The 18,981-nt window shown below is 33.1% G+C and carries 19 protein-coding genes; 16 read left to right on the forward strand and 3 right to left on the reverse strand.

Annotation, left to right across the window (positions count from 1 at the left end):
* Positions 1 to 8 precede the first annotated feature (8 nt).
* From iolC to BW732_RS08460, 5 genes are all read left to right on the forward strand, one after another.
* Entirely contained in the window at positions 9 to 974 is a 966-nt protein-coding gene (gene iolC, locus BW732_RS08440; RefSeq protein ID WP_077276338.1) for a 5-dehydro-2-deoxygluconokinase, read from the forward strand.
* Positions 975 to 1,082: 108 nt separating this feature from the next.
* A complete protein-coding gene (gene iolE / locus BW732_RS08445; RefSeq protein ID WP_077276339.1) occupies positions 1,083 to 1,967 on the forward strand; it encodes a myo-inosose-2 dehydratase in 885 nt (294 codons plus the stop codon).
* 18 nt (positions 1,968 to 1,985) lie between these two features.
* Positions 1,986 to 3,581 (forward strand): solute:sodium symporter family transporter, encoded by a 1,596-nt coding sequence (locus tag BW732_RS08450; RefSeq protein WP_077276340.1) that lies wholly within the window; start codon positions 1,986 to 1,988, stop codon positions 3,579 to 3,581.
* A 27-nt stretch (positions 3,582 to 3,608) separates the two neighbouring features.
* Positions 3,609 to 4,613, forward strand: coding sequence for an inositol 2-dehydrogenase (gene iolG / locus BW732_RS08455; protein ID WP_077276341.1), 1,005 nt, complete (start codon positions 3,609 to 3,611; stop codon positions 4,611 to 4,613).
* 17 nt (positions 4,614 to 4,630) lie between these two features.
* Complete coding sequence (locus BW732_RS08460; RefSeq protein ID WP_077276342.1) at positions 4,631 to 4,936, forward strand: PTS sugar transporter subunit IIB; 306 nt, start codon at positions 4,631 to 4,633, stop codon at positions 4,934 to 4,936.
* A 191-nt stretch (positions 4,937 to 5,127) separates the two neighbouring features.
* Here BW732_RS08460 and BW732_RS08465 read toward each other — a convergent pair whose 3' ends face one another.
* Both BW732_RS08465 and BW732_RS08470 read right to left on the reverse strand, forming a co-directional pair.
* Positions 5,128 to 6,165 (reverse strand): sensor histidine kinase, encoded by a 1,038-nt coding sequence (locus tag BW732_RS08465; protein ID WP_077276343.1) that lies wholly within the window; start codon positions 6,163 to 6,165, stop codon positions 5,128 to 5,130.
* A gap of 12 nt (positions 6,166 to 6,177) precedes the next feature.
* Positions 6,178 to 6,849 (reverse strand): response regulator transcription factor, encoded by a 672-nt coding sequence (locus BW732_RS08470; RefSeq protein ID WP_077276344.1) that lies wholly within the window; start codon positions 6,847 to 6,849, stop codon positions 6,178 to 6,180.
* A gap of 201 nt (positions 6,850 to 7,050) precedes the next feature.
* Here BW732_RS08470 and BW732_RS08475 point away from each other — a divergent pair, with 201 nt between their 5' ends.
* The 8 genes from BW732_RS08475 (at position 7,051) to BW732_RS08510 (ending at position 15,600) form a co-directional block, all read left to right on the forward strand.
* Entirely contained in the window at positions 7,051 to 7,812 is a 762-nt protein-coding gene (locus BW732_RS08475) for an ABC transporter ATP-binding protein (protein WP_077276345.1), read from the forward strand.
* Positions 7,799 to 8,128: an FtsX-like permease family protein gene (locus tag BW732_RS08480; RefSeq protein WP_077276346.1), complete on the forward strand. Its 330-nt coding sequence runs from the start codon at positions 7,799 to 7,801 to the stop codon at positions 8,126 to 8,128. The genes BW732_RS08475 and BW732_RS08480 overlap by 14 nt, the downstream gene beginning before the upstream one ends.
* A gap of 23 nt (positions 8,129 to 8,151) precedes the next feature.
* Positions 8,152 to 8,727, forward strand: a complete 576-nt coding sequence (locus BW732_RS08485; RefSeq protein ID WP_152023781.1) for a hypothetical protein — start codon at positions 8,152 to 8,154, stop codon at positions 8,725 to 8,727.
* Between the two features lie 5 nt (positions 8,728 to 8,732).
* The gene (locus BW732_RS08490; protein WP_152023782.1) at positions 8,733 to 9,878 is read left to right on the forward strand and encodes an ABC transporter permease; all 1,146 of its coding nucleotides are present in this window, start codon (positions 8,733 to 8,735) and stop codon (positions 9,876 to 9,878) included.
* A gap of 13 nt (positions 9,879 to 9,891) precedes the next feature.
* Positions 9,892 to 12,477, forward strand: coding sequence for a YfhO family protein (locus BW732_RS08495; protein WP_077276349.1), 2,586 nt, complete (start codon positions 9,892 to 9,894; stop codon positions 12,475 to 12,477).
* A 58-nt stretch (positions 12,478 to 12,535) separates the two neighbouring features.
* The gene (locus tag BW732_RS08500) at positions 12,536 to 13,621 is read left to right on the forward strand and encodes a M42 family metallopeptidase (protein ID WP_077276350.1); all 1,086 of its coding nucleotides are present in this window, start codon (positions 12,536 to 12,538) and stop codon (positions 13,619 to 13,621) included.
* Positions 13,622 to 13,840: 219 nt separating this feature from the next.
* On the forward strand, positions 13,841 to 14,581 hold the full coding sequence (locus tag BW732_RS08505) for an MBL fold metallo-hydrolase (RefSeq protein ID WP_077276351.1): 741 nt from the start codon (positions 13,841 to 13,843) through the stop codon (positions 14,579 to 14,581).
* An 11-nt stretch (positions 14,582 to 14,592) separates the two neighbouring features.
* On the forward strand, positions 14,593 to 15,600 hold the full coding sequence (locus BW732_RS08510; protein WP_077276352.1) for a lipoate--protein ligase: 1,008 nt from the start codon (positions 14,593 to 14,595) through the stop codon (positions 15,598 to 15,600).
* A 102-nt stretch (positions 15,601 to 15,702) separates the two neighbouring features.
* Here the strand turns inward: BW732_RS08510 and trpS are convergent, their stop codons facing one another.
* Entirely contained in the window at positions 15,703 to 16,719 is a 1,017-nt protein-coding gene (trpS, locus tag BW732_RS08515) for a tryptophan--tRNA ligase (RefSeq protein ID WP_077276894.1), read from the reverse strand.
* Positions 16,720 to 17,053: 334 nt separating this feature from the next.
* Between trpS and spxA the strand changes: the two genes are divergently transcribed.
* From spxA to BW732_RS08530, 3 genes are all read left to right on the forward strand, one after another.
* Complete coding sequence (gene spxA / locus BW732_RS08520; RefSeq protein WP_077276353.1) at positions 17,054 to 17,452, forward strand: transcriptional regulator SpxA; 399 nt, start codon at positions 17,054 to 17,056, stop codon at positions 17,450 to 17,452.
* Positions 17,453 to 17,606: 154 nt separating this feature from the next.
* The gene (locus BW732_RS08525) at positions 17,607 to 18,317 is read left to right on the forward strand and encodes an adaptor protein MecA (RefSeq protein ID WP_077276354.1); all 711 of its coding nucleotides are present in this window, start codon (positions 17,607 to 17,609) and stop codon (positions 18,315 to 18,317) included.
* A gap of 61 nt (positions 18,318 to 18,378) precedes the next feature.
* Positions 18,379 to 18,909, forward strand: a complete 531-nt coding sequence (locus tag BW732_RS08530) for a GtrA family protein (RefSeq protein WP_077276355.1) — start codon at positions 18,379 to 18,381, stop codon at positions 18,907 to 18,909.
* The last annotated feature ends 72 nt before the right edge of the window (positions 18,910 to 18,981 follow it).

An 18,981-nucleotide genomic window follows, 5' to 3' on the forward strand; every position in this document is an offset into this window, starting at 1 on the left:
GAAGAGACATGACAGAGAAGAGATTCGATTTAATCGCTGTTGGTCGTGCTTGCATTGATTTAAATGCAGTCGAATATAATCGTCCAATGGAAGAAACATTAACTTTTAGTAAATATGTTGGAGGTTCACCAGCCAATATTGCCATTGGAGCAGCAAAATTAGGTTTAAATTGTGGATTTATTGGCAAGGTTCCAGACGACCAACACGGACGTTTTATTACAACATACATGGCTGATGCTGGTATTGATACAAGCGAAATGATTATCGACCAAGATGGTCATAAAGCAGGTTTAGCTTTTACAGAAATTTTAAGTCCAGATGAGTGTTCGATTTTAATGTACCGCGATGACGTAGCAGATTTGTATTTAGAGCCAACTGAAATCAATGAAGATTATATCAAATCATCTAACATGTTAGTGGTTTCTGGTACAGGACTAGCAAAAAGTCCATCACGTGAAGCAGTGTTAAAAGCTGTATCAATCGCACGTAAACATAATGTACAAATTGTTTTTGAATTAGATTATCGTCCATACACTTGGCAAAATCCAGAAGAGACAGCTATTTATTATTCATTAGTAGCTGAGCAATCAGATATTGTTATTGGTACACGAGATGAATATAACATGATGGAAAATACGACAGAGGGCAAAAATGATGCTACAGTTGCTTATTTATTTGACCATCAACCATCACTAGTTGTGATTAAACATGGTGTTCAAGGATCGTATGCTTATACAAAAGATGGTCAAGAGTACCGTGCACACGCATATAAAACAAATGTCCTAAAAACATTTGGTGCTGGTGATTCTTACGCGGCTGCGTTCTTATACGCATTAAGCCAAAATAAAGGAATCGAAACGGCTCTAAAATATGGTAGTGCGTCAGCTGCAATCGTTGTTAGTAAGCACAGCTCATCAGAAGCAATGCCTACAGTAGAAGCCATTGAAGAGTTAATGACTGCTCAAGCAAAATAATCGTCAGATTTAAGCTAGTTAGACTAATTTCTATTAATCTTCACCAAAGGAATTAGTCTAACTAATAAAAAAATCAAAATGTAACCGCTATTAATAGGAGGAATAACAATGACAATCAATTTAGCAATTGCACCAATCGTATGGACCAACGATGATATGCCTGAACTTGGAGGAGAAAATACCTTTGAGCAATGTATTAGTGAAATGGCTTTAGCTGGCTTTACTGGAACCGAAATTGGCAATAAATATCCTCGTGATCCTGAAGTTTTAGCTTCTTATTTAGACCCAAGAGGATTATCAGTTGCGAGCGCTTGGTTTAGTGCATTCTTAACAACAAAACCATTTGCAGAAACAGAAGTTGAGTTTATCAAACATCGTGATTTTCTACATGCAATGGGAGCGAAAGTAATCGTCGTGTCAGAACAGGGTCATAGCGTTCAAGGACAAATGAATACACCGGTCTTTGATGAAAAACCAGTCTTTACAGATGCTGAATGGGATTTATTAACAAGTGGCTTAGAAAAACTTGGTGAGTTAGCTGCTGAAAAAGATATGAAGATTGTTTACCACCACCATATGGGAACAGGCGTACAAACAACGGATGAAATTAATCGTTTAATGGATAATACTGACCCAGAAAAAGTATCATTATTATTTGATACAGGACATTTAGTTTTCTCTGGAGAAAATCCATTAGATATCTATGAAACTCATAAAGATCGTATTTTCCATATTCATTTTAAAGATATTCGTCCTGAAAAAATGGCACAAGTTAAAGAAGAAAAAATGAGTTTCTTAACTGGGGTTAAAGAAGGTGTCTTTACTGTACCTGGCGATGGTATGATTGATTTCACACCAATTTGGGAAGCTATCAAAGCAAGCGGTTATAGTGGCTGGATTGTCGTTGAAGCAGAGCAAGATCCAGCTAAAGCAAATCCATTTCTTTATGCGAAAAAGGCACGTGAATACATTAAGAGCGTCACGGCTATTTAAAGGGGAGATAGACAAACGATGAATGCATTTACTCTAATTAGTTTTTTAGCAATAGTAATAGTAATTTGGCTCTTCGCTTTTAAAAAATCGCGTAGCGTATCGGTAAACGATGCTGAAGGTTTCTTTATGGGTGGTCGTAGTTTAACTGCGTTACCGATTGCTGGTTCGATTATCATGACTAACTTATCAACTGAGCAATTAGTTGGTCAAAATGGTCAGAGTTATATGGCTGGTATGCAAGTAATGGCTTGGGAAGTAACATCAGCTATCGCGATTGTTATGCTAGCGCTAGTTTTCTTACCAAAGTACTTTAAATACGGTATCAACACCGTATCGGATTTTATTGAAATTCGCTATGATGCGACGTTAAAAAGACTTATTTCAGCATTATTTATTATTACTTATATGACATCATTTTTACCAGTTGTTCTTTATTCTGGCGCTTTAGTATTTAATAAGATTTTCAAATTAGATCAATTATTAGGTGTTCGTGATATCACAGCTATTGTTATTATTTCTCTTTGTATAGGTGTTATTGGTATTTTATATCTATTAATTGGTGGTATGCGTTTAGGTGCTTATAGTGATACTGTCTATGGTTTTGGCTTACTTATTTGTGGACTATTAATTCCAACATTGGGTGTTTTAAAATTAGGTGACGGTAGCTTTGTTGGTGGAATTGACCATATTATTGACAACACACCATGGTTATTAAATTCAGTTGGTGCGGTTGATTCAGCAGTTGTTCCTTGGCCAACACTATTTACGGGTATGATGTTTAATAACTTATACTTCTGGTGTACAAACCAGATGATCGTTCAAAAAGCTTTATCAGGTAAAAACTTAAAAGAAGCTCAAAAAGGTGTTTTCATTGTTGGATTCTTTAAAATTTTCGGTGCGCTATTCTTAGTCTTCCCAGGTATTGTGTCACGTAATTTATTTGGTGATCAATTATTAGGTAACTCAGATAATGCGTATCCAATGTTAGTAACTGAAGTCTTTCCACAAGTCTTATATGGTGTCTTTGCCGCAGTAATTTTTGGAGCAATTTTATCATCATTTGCGGGAGCTTTAAACTCGACATCAACTCTGTTTTCATTAGATTTCTATAAAGCAAAAATTAATAAAAATGCAACAGATGCACAAATCACTCGTTTTGGTAAATTAACAACAATTTCAGTTGGAATTTTCGCAGTTATTGTTGCACCATTTATTTCTTTAGCACCAGCTGGTTTATATCAGTTTGTACAAGAGTTTAATGGGTTGTATAATATGCCATTATTAGTAATTATTTTACTAGCATTCTACTCTAAAAAAGCGACAGCATTTGCAGCGAAAACAACTATTGCAATGCACGTTGTGTTGTATGCTTTATCAAAAGTATTCTTAAAAGATGTTCACTTCTTGTATGTTCTAAGTGTCTTGTTCTTCTTAGATTTAATCGTGATGTTCCTTGTGTCTAAAATGAAGCCTGACGGTGTCTTTGAATTAACTGTTTTCAATACAAAAGTGGATATTACTCAATGGAAATATGGTAAATTAGTTGGTATTGTAACAGTAGTTGTTGTTATTGTGACATATACTTTATTCTCACCAATTGGTTTAGCAAGATAATAAAAGCAAAATAGGAGATGACTTAACATGACAAAAGAATTAGTAGTAGGCGTAATCGGTGGCGGTCGAATTGGAAAATTACATACAAAAAATTTAGTACAAATGAAAGACGTACGTGTTAAAAAAGTAGCAGATTTATTTGCCGACAAGATGACAGATTTTGAAGCAGAAGTAGGCGTACCAATCGTTGCAGATTTTAACGAAATCTTTGAAGATCCAGAAATTGATGCAGTATTTATTTGTACACCAACAGATACACACGTTGAGATGATTAAACGTGCAGCTGCTGTAAAAAAACATATTTTCTGTGAGAAACCAATTAGTTTTTCAGATGAAGAAACAATTGAAACATATGAAATTGTTAAAGAAGCTGGCGTGAAATTCCAAATTGGTGTAAACCGTCGTTTTGACCGTAATTTCTCACAAGTAAGAGAGCACGTTGCGAGTGGAGCAATTGGTGATATCCAATTATTAAGAATTGACTCACGTGACCCAGAAGCACCACCGTTGTCATACGTTCAATCATCAGGCGGATTATTCTTTGACATGATGATCCATGACTTTGATATGGCACGTTTCATTGCTGGTAGCGAAGTAGAAGAAGTATACGCAATGGGAGATGCATTAGTTAACCCTGACCTTGAAGGCGTCGACGTTGATACAGCTGTTGTAACATTGAAATTTGAAAATGGCTGTCTAGGTGTGATTAGTAATAGTCGTCAAGCAGTTTATGGTTATGACCAACGCTTAGAAGCATTTGGTTCAAAAGGTGCTTCAGCAGCAGAAAATGAGTTACAAAGTAATGTAACGTTATCTGACGCTTCTGGTGTTCATAGCCAAAAACCATTATACTTCTTCTTAGAGCGTTATAATGATGCTTATGTATCTGAAGTTGATCAATTTTTAAATGCGATTCGCTTTGATACAGAAACACCTGTTAACTTTGTTGACGGTATTATGGCACAAAGATTAGCTTTTGCAGCAAATGAATCATTAAAATTAGGTCAACCTGTCAAAGTTAAAAAACTTTAGAAAGTAGGTTCAGTTGCATGAAAAAAAGTATTTTATTTATCTGTGAGACTGGAATTAGTGCGGCTTTGTTTGTCTCAAAAATGTTAGAGACTTTACATCAACATGAATTAGATTTTGATGTTGATTATGCACCCGTTTCTCGAGTGGAAGAAAAATTGGCGGCTAAGGATTATACAGTGATTTTATTATCGCCACAAGTTCATCGCTACGATGATACATTAAAAGAAATCATCTTAAAAGATGGTAAAGAGGTTAATTTGGTTGATATTACGGAAGAAGAATTTGCTTCGATGAATGTTAATCGTATTTTAGCCCGAATTTAGTTAGTAATCATTTTTAATTGAATAAAAAAGTGCTACGGGTATCTGGATAAAAAAGCCATCAAACGAATGATTTTTAAACATTTGTTTGATGGCTTTTTAAATTTAATAATTACAATCTGTTATTGTTAAAAAAGATTTACCAAGAGATTGAGTTATAGGAATGACGACATTTTTAATAATTTCTTATTAGATTATAAAAAATCATTTTTTTCAGTAGAATAATAATCAAGAGTTGGAAATAAAAGACTAACCTTTGTTCCTTTGTTTAAAGTAGATGTTATAGTTATTTTATGTCCAAGTTTTTTACTTAGCTGATTAGCTAAATAAAGGCCTAATCCAGTCGAACTAATTTGTTGATTTCGACCGTTATTACCTGTGAATCCCTTCTCAAAAACACGGTCTAAATCGCACTTAGGAATACCGATACCGTTATCGGAAATTGAAAGTATAACATGTGTTTTGTTTTTGCAAATTTTCACAGTGATTGTTCCACCAACATCTGTGTACTTAATCGCATTACTAATGATTTGATTAATAATGTAAAGCAACCATTTCTCATCAGTTAGTACAATTTCATCATGGGTAGTCAAATCTAGAGTAATATGTTTTTGAATAAAGTAATTGGCAGATCTTTTAATCGCTGTTTGAATAATTTTTAGTAACGATTGATCGGCAACAAGATAGTCTTTTGAAAAATCATCGAGTCGAGAATAGTACATCACTTGTTCGACATAGTTGTCCATTCGTTGTAAATTGTCTTGTAATTGAATAAATTTATCATCGGGGATATCAAATTCAATAGCATCTATTAACAAGTTAAAGGATGCCAGAGGGATTTTTATTTCATGGACCCAACTGTCTATAAAGTCTTTGTACTCTTTATTTTTTTTGTTTAAGCGATTAGCTTCAAGAATAAAATCATCTTGGAGATTATTAATGCAATGCTGGTAAAATTTTTCTTCAAAAGTAGAACCAATTGTTATTTTTTTCATGTCAAGATGTTTATTTACTTTAGATTCCAGTTGATTCCAATATTTTTTCTTTCGATGATAATTGAATAAAAAGAAGATGATCAATAAAATGATTCCTAAAAAAGTAATATAAAACATAATCGATAAAGTAAGAGCTTTTTTAGGAACCAACCAAAGGATAAAAGTTGTAACGATCATTAATAACAACCATACAACTATCAACGTAAGTTGGTCATATAAATATTTTAAAAGAGTCATACGGTAACCTCGTTATTGTATAATATAGCCTTGACCCACACGTGTTTCAATATAATCAGGATGGCCAATACTATCTATTTTTTTTCTTAATCGATTAATATTTACTGTGAGAGTATTATCGTCAACAAAACGTTCATCATCCCATAGTGATCGTAATAATTTTTCACGACTTGCTACCTTACCTTTATTTTTTAATAGAATTGCAAGTAATTGTGATTCATTCTTGCTCAGTTCGCAAATATTATTTTTCAAAGTAATAGTGTTATTTTCTAAGTTTAGTGTAAGTCCTCTGTGTTCAATAGTAATAGATTTATCTTGGTCGTAATCATAGGTGCGTCGTAAAAGAGCATTAATTTTAGCTATTAGTACATCCATTGAAAATGGTTTATTTACATAGTCATCGCCACCCAATTGCATGGACATGATAGTATCCATATTGGTATTTCTACTGGATATAAAAATAATTGGTGTGTTATTTATTTCACGTATTTTTTGACACCAATAGTATCCATCAAATACGGGTAAAGTGATATCTAATAAAATTAAATTAGGTTTCTCTATCATAAATAATTCCAATACCCGACTAAAATCAGTTACTTTTACAACCTCAAAGTTCCATTTTACTAAAGATTCAGCGAGTAGATCACGAATAATACTGTCATCTTCAACGATCATAATTTTCATTGTATATACCCCTCCTCTAAGCTAATAATGGTAAGATAGCTATATTATAACTGAAATTCAAGATTAATGCAGAAAAAGTGTAAGAGCAATCAATTATTGAATTATTGGTGACAAATTTGTAAGAGACGCAAAACAAGAAAAAATCAGAAAATTTGTTATGATAGAATCAATAATTGTACGTTAGAAAGGAGATTGACGTATATGGTAGTGAAAGTTGATCAATTAATTAAAGTATATGGAAAAAAAAATAATAGTCATTATGTCTTAAAAAATATTTCATTTAAAATAAATAAAGGGGAATTTGTGGGGATAATGGGGCCAAGCGGTGCTGGAAAAACAACGCTATTAAATATTTTGGCTACTATCGATCATGCGACATTAGGTTCTGTTATTATTAACGATAAAGATGTTACAAAGATGACGGAAAAAGAAACGAGTGAATTTCGTAGAAATGAGTTAGGGTTCATTTTCCAAAATTTTAATTTACTTAACACAATATCAATTAAAGATAATATTTTGCTACCTTTAGCAATTGAACGTATTCCAATTCGAGAGATGGAGACACGACTGACAAGCGTGTCTAAAATACTAAATTTAGAGGAGTTTTTAGAAAAATATCCATCCGATATTTCTGTTGGTCAAAAACAGCGCGCGACTGCTGCCAGAGCAGTTATTACACAACCGTCCTTAGTTTTAGCAGACGAACCAACAGGTGCATTGGATTCAAAATCAGCTGCCGAGTTATTAAAATATTTATCTTATCTAAATGAAGAAAAATTAACAACAATTATGATGGTGACACATGATGCTTTTGCTGCTAGTTATTGCTCACGTATTTTATTCATTAAAGATGGTATTTTATTTTCTGAAATTAATCGTAGTGGATCTAGAAGAGAATTCTTCAAGAAAATTATGGATATGCAAACAGTGATAGGTGGTGGTGTAGGTAATGACGTTGTTTAAATTAGCATACCAAAATGTGAAGTCTCAAAAATATTCTTACTTTATGTATTGCTTTAGTATGGCATTTTCAGTCCTTGTTTATTATATTTTTGTAGGTATTAGTAATGATTATAGCTTGGTAAAATCAATTGCTGCGGATTTTCGGATTGATATAGGTTTACAAACTGCAACTACTTTAATTACTATTTTTGTTTTGATTTTTATTTTTAATGCTAATTCATTTTTTATAGAGAAAAGGAAGAATGAAATTGGATTGTATAGTCTGTTAGGTATGAGAAAGCGCCAAATTGCTCATGTTTTTTTATTGAAAATATGATCATTGGTGGTATTTCATTAGGTGTGGGGTTAGTTAGTGGTATTTTCTTTTCTAAATTATTTTCGATGATTTTACTGAAATTTATGGTTGTTGATGGAGCTGGACATATTATTTATTCAAGTTACTCAATAATAAAGACATCCTTAGTTTTTATAGGTATATTCCTTATTGTGTCACTAAGATATGCATCGACAATCTACCGTTATCCATTAATGCAACTATTCTATTCAGATAAAGGTAATAGTTCTAGTTGTAAAGTTGGAATAAAAGAATATTTATTTGGTTTATTAAGCATCGTGATGTTTTTATTGCTGATGGTTGGAGTCATGTATTTTAATGTGTTAATGATGATTGGTCGCGTTTATCTGAATGCTCGTGTGGGATTTTATTTTGGTATCAGTATGATTGTGCTATTAGGTATAGGAGGAATGTGCTTATTTTATTATAATGTGATTCCTATCTTAATATATTTGTTTAAAAAAAATAAAAGATGGTATTATAAAGATTTAAATTTAGTGACAGTTGGTCAGTTTACTCATCAATTTTCTAGTCATGCTAAAAATTTGATTGTTATTACCTTTTTTTACTTGTATCGTTAGCAACAGTGACATTAGCAAGTTTATATTTCACCTATTCAGTCGATTTGACAGATCATGCACATGACGTTGATTTTGCTGTGTCATCAGATGAGTATGGAAAATTTTCAGAAATTCTCGTCAAAAATGGTGTTACTCCTAAACAAACAGCACGCATGATGCTGAAGCCAGTAACAGCAAATTTTGATGTTATTTTAGAAGATATAAAAATGCCAAAGCACATGAATTTTGATATAATTAGTCAATCAGAATATAATGAAGCAAGGAAAATGAAGCCATCATTAAGAAAGTTAAAGACACACAAAAAGAATGATGTTTATATGTTTATTCAAATGAACCAAACGAATATCGATTTAACAATCAGCTATTCAAAAAAGGCAACAATTGATGAATTTGGTTCCGTTAATTTACTTGGAGTATATCAAGATAGATTAGGAAATGAGGATGATATCCGTCAAAGTAAAAAATTACTATTAGTTAGTGACCAGTTATATAATAGCATTAGTAAAGAACAAGAATATTCTTATTATTGGATAAATATTTCAGAAAGTAAAACGGCTAAAAAAATAGTAGAAGCAGTTAATGAGGTTTTTGATATTGAATCGCCAGAGATAAAGCTGCTGTCCAATGGGTTTCACCATATTGGTAAAAGTATCTCTGAATATGATAAAATTTTAGATTTTGATCAACCAGTAAAATCAAGTGAAAAAACTCGTATGAAGGTGGGAATGAAGCAACCTTATACTACTGTATTGGAACAAAAGAGACAGTTTATCATATATGCTACTATATTTTTGGCTCTTTTATTTTGGCTATCAACAATTAGTATGATGATGTTTAAACAGTTTTCAATGATTGAAAAGCAACAGGAACGTTATAGTACACTTATAAAATTAGGTGTATCACTTTCTTTGATACGAAAAAATATTTATAAAGAAAATGCTGTCATCTTTTTTATTCCCATGGGGATTGCTTTTTTCCTAATGTTGTTTATGTTAAATTGGGTTTATATAATCATACCAGTAGTAGACATGACATTGACACGTAGTTTATGGGGAATATTAATTGTATTGTATTTTTTATTTTATGTTATGACATCTCACAGTGCATATCGTATGGTACAAGACAAGGTGAAAATAGATCATTATCAATGAAGGTGGTAGACATATGTTAGCAGTTAAAATTAGAAATAAGTTGAAAGGGTATGGTTTAAGTTTGCTGTTACCATTTATTGTTCTAATGGTGGTATTTTTTATTTTAGATATTACTCCGTTTGGTAACCGTAATTTACTTGTTAGTGATTTGGGAACTCAGTATTACCCCTTTTTAGCAGAATTCAAACGTTTTTTTTTAACAGGTGATTTTGGTAAAAGTTTATATTCTTTCTCGAATGGTATTGGTGGAACAATGGAGGCGTTAAGTGCCTATTATTTAATGTCTCCTCTAAACTTTATTATTCTATTATTTTCAAACGATCAAATCCCTGTGGCTATTTCATGCCTAATTATTTTAAAAATATCACTTATGAGTTTGACAATGTATACTTATTTAGATAAGCATTATAATCAAAGTGATTTATTGACTCAGATATTTGCATTATCTTATAGTTTATGTGGATTTGTTGTAATATACTTATATAATTTTATGTGGTTAGATGTCTTGATTATTTTTCCGATTTTAGTGTTGGGAATTGAACGATTGTGGCATAGCCAACAGTACGGTGTATATGCTATAACTTTATTTTTGTCTATTGTAACTAATTATTATTTAGGATATATGATTTGTATTTTTTCAGTGGGCTATAGTGTCTATTTATATTACTATAATCATAATACGTTTAAAAAAACGCATCGTATTCGGCAACTATTATCTGATTGGAAGCAATTCTTTTTAGTATCGTTATTAACTGGATTAGCGACAAGTTTTATGCTTATACCCGCATTATATGGAATGCTACAAACTGGGAAATCCAACTTTCATGTAGATGATTTTCTTCTTGTACCTCGATTCGGTTTAGAGGCTCTATCACAGATGGCCGTAGGTACACTTAATTTTAATATTCGTTTGGATCATTTACCAATGATTTATTCAGGAATATTAGTATGGTTATTGGCATTTGTATACTTCTTCTTACCTAATATCCCTAGGAAGAAGAAAGCAGCTATGATTATTTTATTACTATTTATTTATTGTAGTTTCTTTTTTGAAATGTTTAATACAATATGGCACATGTTTCAGAGCCCGGCAGGGTTTCCTTATAGAAATTCATTTATCTTTAGCTTTGTCTTGATTAAATTGGCGTATGAAACAAGTCTTTATGCAAGATATGAGCAAAATAAAAATTTGATTAAACAAAAAATAATACTATCTGGATTAGTTTATTCATTTCTATTAAGTTTAGGGCAATTATTTTTAAATCTAGATTCTAATAAAGAATATCTAGTATCAAATCGTTATTATATTATATCATTAATTATTGTTTGGTTATTTGTCTTTTTAATTATTGTTGGTTCAATGCGAATGAAGCGACAATTTCAATTTATTTTGTTGTTATGTGTTGCCCTTGAATTAGGGGGGAATTTATGGGTGTCATTAAAAGGTACCCCTTTTGGTAATCAACAAGAATACGCGGACATGTATAAGCAACAAAATGAGGTGATTCAATATATACTAGGGCAAACGAAAACAATTACCCGATTGAATCATCGTCTACCTGAACAGAATAATGGTTACCAAGAAGTGATGAATGGTTATAATAATCCTATGCTATTTGGGTATCCTGGAGTATCCAGCTACACATCCACTTTAAACGCAACAACGCAAGATGCACTCGTTGATTTGGGACTTTATGCTAAAAATGATCGACGTTTTTCATATGTTGATGAATCTCAGTTAGCCAATTTATTACTCAATGTAGCGTACACAATAGTGCCCAATGATATGGAACAAAAGAAATTGTTAGAGAAAAAGTATGATATGCGTGTGTATGAAAATATAGAAGCAGTCGGAATGGGCTTTGTTACTGACGATTCTTTGGAGGACTTAGCATTTGAAAAAAATAAGGTACTAACTAATCAAGAGAATATTATGCAGTTAATTTATCCTAAAAATACACCTTTCTTTCATGAATTAACAGAAATCAAAGAATCTATCAAACAAGATTCTGTCGTAATTAAAGGTCGAACAACGCATGAAGGGATTGTCTATCTTTATTTTCCACATGCTGCTTGGAAAAATATTAATGACTTTTCAATCAATGGTGAGCGGTTTAAATCATTTCAATATATTTCAACCAATCAATTGTTTAATTTAGGGCATTATAGAGCCAATGAAGATATCGAGTTAACCTTTAAAACAACTGAGCCAAGTCAGATTGCTAATATGCAGTTAAGTACTTTAGATGAGAGTGATTTTAACCAGCTAGTATCGAAGGTGAAGCAACAGAAATTAGAATTAACGCAAGCAGAAAATGGCAGACTGTCTGGTGAAATTGATGTAGCAAAAGGTCAACAACTTTTATATCTAGCGATTCCTTATGATGATAACTGGCAAATTACAGTTGATCAAGAACAGGTCGCTCCAATCAGAGTACTAGGCGATTTTATGGGAGTTCCCTTAGGTAAAGGTAGTCATCAAATTGAGATGATGTATGTATCAAAACCACTAATTGTGGGGAGTATAATTTCTGGGATAATTATTATCGGTAGCTTGGGAAGTATCCTTTATCAAAAGCGAAAAAAACGCGCAAAATAATAAGAAATAATGGTATGATAGATTCAATCAATAATAAAATTAACGAGGTGGAAAAACCATGTTACAAGAAAAAGATGAGTTATTTTTAAAAGAATTAACCGACGCAAACGGTGTACCTGGAAATGAAGACCAAGTACGAGCGATTTTTAAAAAATATGCTGAACCATATGCAGATAAAATTGTATATGATGGTTTAGGCGGAATTAATGCTCGGCACATTGGAGATAAAGAAGGACCCAAAGTTTTAATCGCAGGTCATATGGATGAAGTTGGTTTTATGGTCACTAAAATTACAGAAAAAGGATTTATTGAATTTCAAACCTTAGGTGGTTGGTGGGGTCAAGTCATGCTTGCCCAACAAGTGACAATCACAACGGGTTCGGGAAAAGAAATCCATGGAGTTATTGGTTCAAAACCACCTCATGTTTTATCGCAAGAGGCACGAAAACAACCCTATGATATTAAGGATATGTTCATTGATATTGGTGCAACAAGTGCTGAGGAAGCATCAGCTTGGGGAATTAAACCTGGAGATATGGTAACACCATTTATCAATTACCAACGCTTAAATGGTTCAAAATATCTTTTAGCGAAAGCGTGGGATAATCGAATTGGGACAGCTGTTTCACTAAAAGTACTTGAAAACTTAGCTAAAGATGGACATCCCAATATTTTATTTGCTGGTAGTAATGTCCAAGAAGAAGTTGGCTTAAGAGGCGCTCGTACAAGTACACATTTAGTGAATCCAGATATTGCTTTAGCTCTTGATACAGGTACAGCTGGTGATACACCGGGAATGACACCGAAAGAAGCAGATTCTGTTTTAGGAAAAGGCCCACAAATCATTGTTTTCGATGCGTCAATGATTCCGCATAAAAAATTACGTGATTTTGTGATTAGCGTTGCTGAAGAGTTAGAGATTCCTTTCCAATATACTGTTATTACTGGTGGGGGAACAGACGCAGGTATGCAACACATTACACGTGATGGAGTACCAGCATTAGCAATTACAGTTGCGACACGTTATTTACATTCACATACATCGATTATCCATGAAGATGATTATCTGAATACAGTCAAATTAGTAACTGAAGTTGTAAAACGCTTAGATGCTGATAAAGTGGCTGAATTAAAAAATTATTAATAGTTAATTAATCATGGCTCGATTGTCTAATTTTTTGTAGAAACATCGAGCCTATTGCTTAGTTGACAGTACATCTTAAAAAGACAAAAATGTGTGTCAGCTAGCTTTAAAAAATAAAAATGCTTGTTTTTTGCTCGTTTTAAGTGGATTTAATTGTGAATTTTACGCAATCAAAGTAAAGTAGAGGTAGAGATAGTTTCAGAAAGGAGTAGACATCAAATGAATGTGACAGTATTAGGTTATTGGGGAGGCTTTCCCTATAAAAATGATGGTACCACATCTTACTTAATTGAATCAGACGGTTTTTCTTTGTTACTTGATGCTGGTAGTAGTACATTAATTCAATTAGAAAAAGTTTTAGATCCGTCCACACTAGATGCTGTGATAATTAGTCATTATCATCACGACCATATTGCTGACTTGGGGGTATTACAATATTACCGACAGTTAATGCCAAAAACAGCACTCCCAGAATTACCGATTTACGGACATACGCTAGATGATTGGCACTTCTCACAACTAACGATGCCTGGTATTTCAAAAGGTATTGGTTATCATGAAGATGACACGTTAGAAGTTGGTCCTTTCAGTATTACATTTATTAAGACGGTTCATCCAGTTGTCTGCTACGCGATGCGTATTGTTGAAAAAGCAACAGGTAAAATCTTTGTCTTTACTGGTGATACTGGCTACTTTGACGAACTATCAGCTTTTTGCCAAGATGCCGATTTATTGATTACTGATACCTACTTTTTAGAAGGTCATGAGCATCATCCAGCGCATTTAACTTCGAAAGAAACTGGACTGATTGCAAAAGAAGCGAACGTGAAACACTTGGTTTTAAGCCATTTACGACAAGACATAGATTTAGAATTATTAAAGCAACAAACATGCGATTATTTGGCTAATGAGCAAGTGGACGTCCAATTAGCTAAGACGCATTTAAAAATTTCATTATAGGAGTGACCCAAATGATTTTTGTATCCAACGAAGGAATAACTGATCCACGAATTAATTTAGCTATTGAAACTTATTTAGTTCAAGAGATGCCAGTTGATGAACCGATTTTATTATTTTATATTAACGAACCATCGATTATTATCGGGCGTAATCAAAATACGATTGAAGAAATTAATACGGAATATGTCGAAAAACAAGGTATTCATGTAGTCCGCCGTTTAAGTGGTGGAGGAGCTGTGTATCATGATGAAGGTAATTTGAATTTTAGTTTTATTATGCCAGATGATGGTGAATCTTTCCGTAATTTTGGTAAAGTCACTCAACCAATTATTGATGCATTGCATGATATGGGTGTTGATGGTGCAGAATTAAAAGGTCGTAATGATTTAGTAATTGACGACAAAAAATTCTCTGGAAATGCGATGTATGCAACAAACGGTCGCATGTTTGCACATGGTACGTTGATGTTTGATAGTGACATTAATGAAGTTGTGAATGCTTTAAAGGTTCGTAAAGATAAGATTGAATCAAAAGGGATTAAGTCAATTCGCTCACGTGTAACAAATATTCGTCCTTATTTGGCTGATGCGCATCAAAATATGTCAACAGAAGACTTTAGGGAAGAAATTCTTTTAAAAATTTTTAATACAACGGATATGAATGACGTTAATGTTTATAAATTAACAGAGCATGATTGGGAACGAATCAATGCCATTAGTGATAAATTATATCGTAATTGGGACTGGAATTATGGGAAATCACCTGAGTTTGATTTAGTCCGTCGCAAACGATTCCCAATTGGTTCGATTGAAGCCAAAATGAACGTATCACAAGGTCTGATTCAAGAAATTCGTATTTTTGGGGATTTCTTTGGAATGGGCGAAATTGCCGATATCGAGATGATCTTAACTGGTATTAGGTATGATAAGCAAGCTATTACTGAAGCTGTCGATACGATTGATGTTAAAACATATTTTGGAAATATTGAAAAAGAAGATTTAGTTGATTTACTTTATTAAGCCAATTTAAAAAAATACGCCATAAACGTTTCTTTTTTAGAAACATCTATGGCGTATTTTTTTATTGTGTATCAGTAGTAGTTAGCTATCTGTACTATTTTACTAACGACGTGGTTTACGTCCAAGACCAACCGCGTTTTTCATGCGTTGTAGTGTTTTATTAGCAACTTTACTTGCTTCTACAGCGCCTTCATCTAAGATTTGTTGTAATTCATCAGAGACTAGGAGTTCTTTGTAGCGCGTTTGGATGGGTTCTAATTCATTAACCACCACTTCCGCTAAATCAGCTTTAAATGTTGCATAGTTACTATCAGTATATTTTGCAACAATTTCGTCAATTGTTAAGTCAGACATCGCTGAATAGATAACAAGTAAATTTGAGATGCCAGGTTTATTTTCTGGATCGTATTCAATCACGCCACTTGAATCAGTGACAGCTGATTTGATTTTCTTACGGATATTTGAGGGCTCATCAAGCATCGAAATGAAACCTTTGCTGTTTGTATCAGATTTACTCATTTTTTTCGTAGGTTCTTGTAGGCTCATAATGCGACCGCCAGCATCTTTTTTAGGAATTTTTACTTCTGGCATGACTAAAATAGGTTGTTTTGGCGTAGCATAACGTGTATTAAAACGTTCAACGAAGTCACGTGTTAATTCAAGATGTTGTTTTTGGTCTTCGCCGACTGGGACTAAGTTAGTGTTATAAAGAATAATATCCGCAACCATTAGTGGTGGGTAAGTTAACAGGCCAGCACTAACGCTTGTGCGACCAGTTTTTTGTGATTTATCTTTAAATTGAGTCATACGTTCTAATTCACCTAAAGGTGTATTACATTGAACAATCCAAGAAGCCTCAGCGTGAGCAGGTATCTCTGATTGAATGAAAATTGTAGCTTTCGTAGGATCTAGTCCAACAGCTAAATATAATGACGCTAACTGTAAAATTTGTTCGCGCAATTTTAATCGATCTTGTGGAACTGTGATTGCGTGTTCATCTACAATACAAAAATAACACTGATAGTCCTCCTGTAGATGAACGAATTGTTTCATTGCCCCAATGTAATTTCCAATTGTTGGAATACCACTGGGTTGAATACCTGAGAAAATAGTTTCCATCATTTATTACCATCCTTTTTAGTTACTAGTATCTATTATACTAGAAATAATACGGGAAAACACTAATCTGATGCAGATTTTAAATTTATATAGTAATACACAAATTTAAACTGTTATAGTGCGATAGACCTTTTTTAATTAATGTAAAATTTTAGTTAAGAATAGTCGTAACTGTTTTCAAACCTTGTAAAATCAACGTTCATTTATGTTCGTTTATTTAAAAATACTCTTAAAAAAGTGTAGTAATTATGAAGTTGTTATAGTATAATTAGTAACAGATAAGGGACAGCAAAAAATTCCTGTTTATCTAGTATATCTGAAAGGGAGTGATTGTATGTTGAAATTATATACGTCACCAAGCTGTACGTCGTGTCGGAAAGCAAGAGCCTGGTTGCAAGAGCATCAGATTCCTTTTGTTGAACGGAATATCTTTTCTGAGCCTCTAACTCAGGACGAGCTTAAAGAAATATTAAGAATGACTGAAAATGGTACGGAAGAAATTATTTCGACACGCTCAAAAGTCTTCCAAAAATTGGACGTCGATCTAGATGAATTATCACTTCCAGACCTACTAGACTTAGTCCAAAAGAACCCAGGATTATTACGTCGACCAATTATGGTTGATGATAAACGACTACAAGTCGGTTTTAATGAAGATGAAATTCGTCGATTCTTGCCACGTGAAGTTCGTGCAATTGAATTAAAACATGCTCAAATGCTAGCAGGCCTCTAATAAGTTATTAGGATTGCAAAAAGAATACAATTGATTCAGCATGCTCTTTGTAAACACATGCTGTTTTTTTGTTTGTCGAACGTATTCACTTTACTTTTTAGCAATTTACTATACAATAAAGCTAAGGATAAATTTAGAAGAGAGGTGTAGCGATATGGAGATGGAACGTATAAATGAAAATACGATTCGAGTATCAATTGGTAGTGAAGACTTAGAAGCTCGAGGTATTACATTCTTAGACTTGTTAGGCAATCAAAAACAAATCGAAGGATTTTTCTATAGTATTTTAGAGGAAGTTGATGTTGATGAACAATTCCATGAGACTGATGCCGTCACTTTCCAAGTACTACCAAATCGTGATGGACTCGAGTTGTTTATTAGTAAAGCAACCAATAACCTATCGGATTCTCAAAACGATGTTGATTTTAATAATGAAAGCATCAAGCGCGCACTACAAGACAAATTACCAAGAAATGTTATGAATGGTAACTTTGATTTAGAGGAACGCGACCCACAAGATCAATCAGCCGCTTTCCAACCATTTTTAACGGAGTACGATGATGAAGATAGTGAAGATATTTTCAGCATTAAGTTTGTGTTACCAGATTTTGAGGCGTTAATTGAGTTAGCCAAACATTCACGTGTCACAAATGCGATAACTAACGTTTATGCATACAATGATTGCTACTATCTACAAGTCATTTATGACACATATAATTTCCGTGAAGATTTGCTACTTAACCAAGCGGCTCATATGTACGAGTTTGCTACTAGTACAGTTGTAACGGATGATATTTTAGAAGAGTACGGCACGTTGGTTTTTTCTGAGAATGCCTTAGAACAAATCAATCACTATTTTAACTAAATAGATTCTAAAGGAGGGCTTAAGCGTAAGATTAAGCCCCCTTTTTATTGAGGTGAATTAGATGATTAGACGAAATGAGTTTTTATTATATGTAGTATTTGGTGTATTAGGTACACTAATTTATTTCTTTACGCGTTTTACGACACGTGAAGTGACAACTAATGTATTATTACCAGTCATTGTCGGCCAAGTAGTTGCCTTGTTATTTGCTTTTTTTGCCAATAAGTATATCGTATTTAAGAATAGCCATGTTGGGTGGCGTCACAGTATCACACAATTTTTTGAGTTCTTACTGACTCGAGTCGGGGTCTTCTTACTAGATTTAGGAATTGCTTATATTTTTGTAGAAAAATATCAACGATTCTGGATTAAAGCGTTACATTTAAAACAATTAAATTACCATCATGTTTTTTTTGCCAATCCTTTAGTCAGTCGATACATTGGTAATGCACAGTTACTTAATGAATTTTTGTTTACTATTTTATCGCAAAGTTTAGCAGCGATTATCAATTATGTGATTTCTAAACGGGTCGTTTTTAATATTAAACAAACACACGAACCCATTCATCAACGGTATGAAATAACTAGGTAATAAATAACCTTTGAACAAGCTAAGATAGTTTACTTAGCTTGTTTTTTTTATTTTTTATAAAAAGTAGTGTCG

It is taken from the genome of Vagococcus penaei, assembly GCF_001998885.1.
GTDB classification, from domain to species: Bacteria; Bacillota; Bacilli; order Lactobacillales; family Vagococcaceae; genus Vagococcus; species Vagococcus penaei.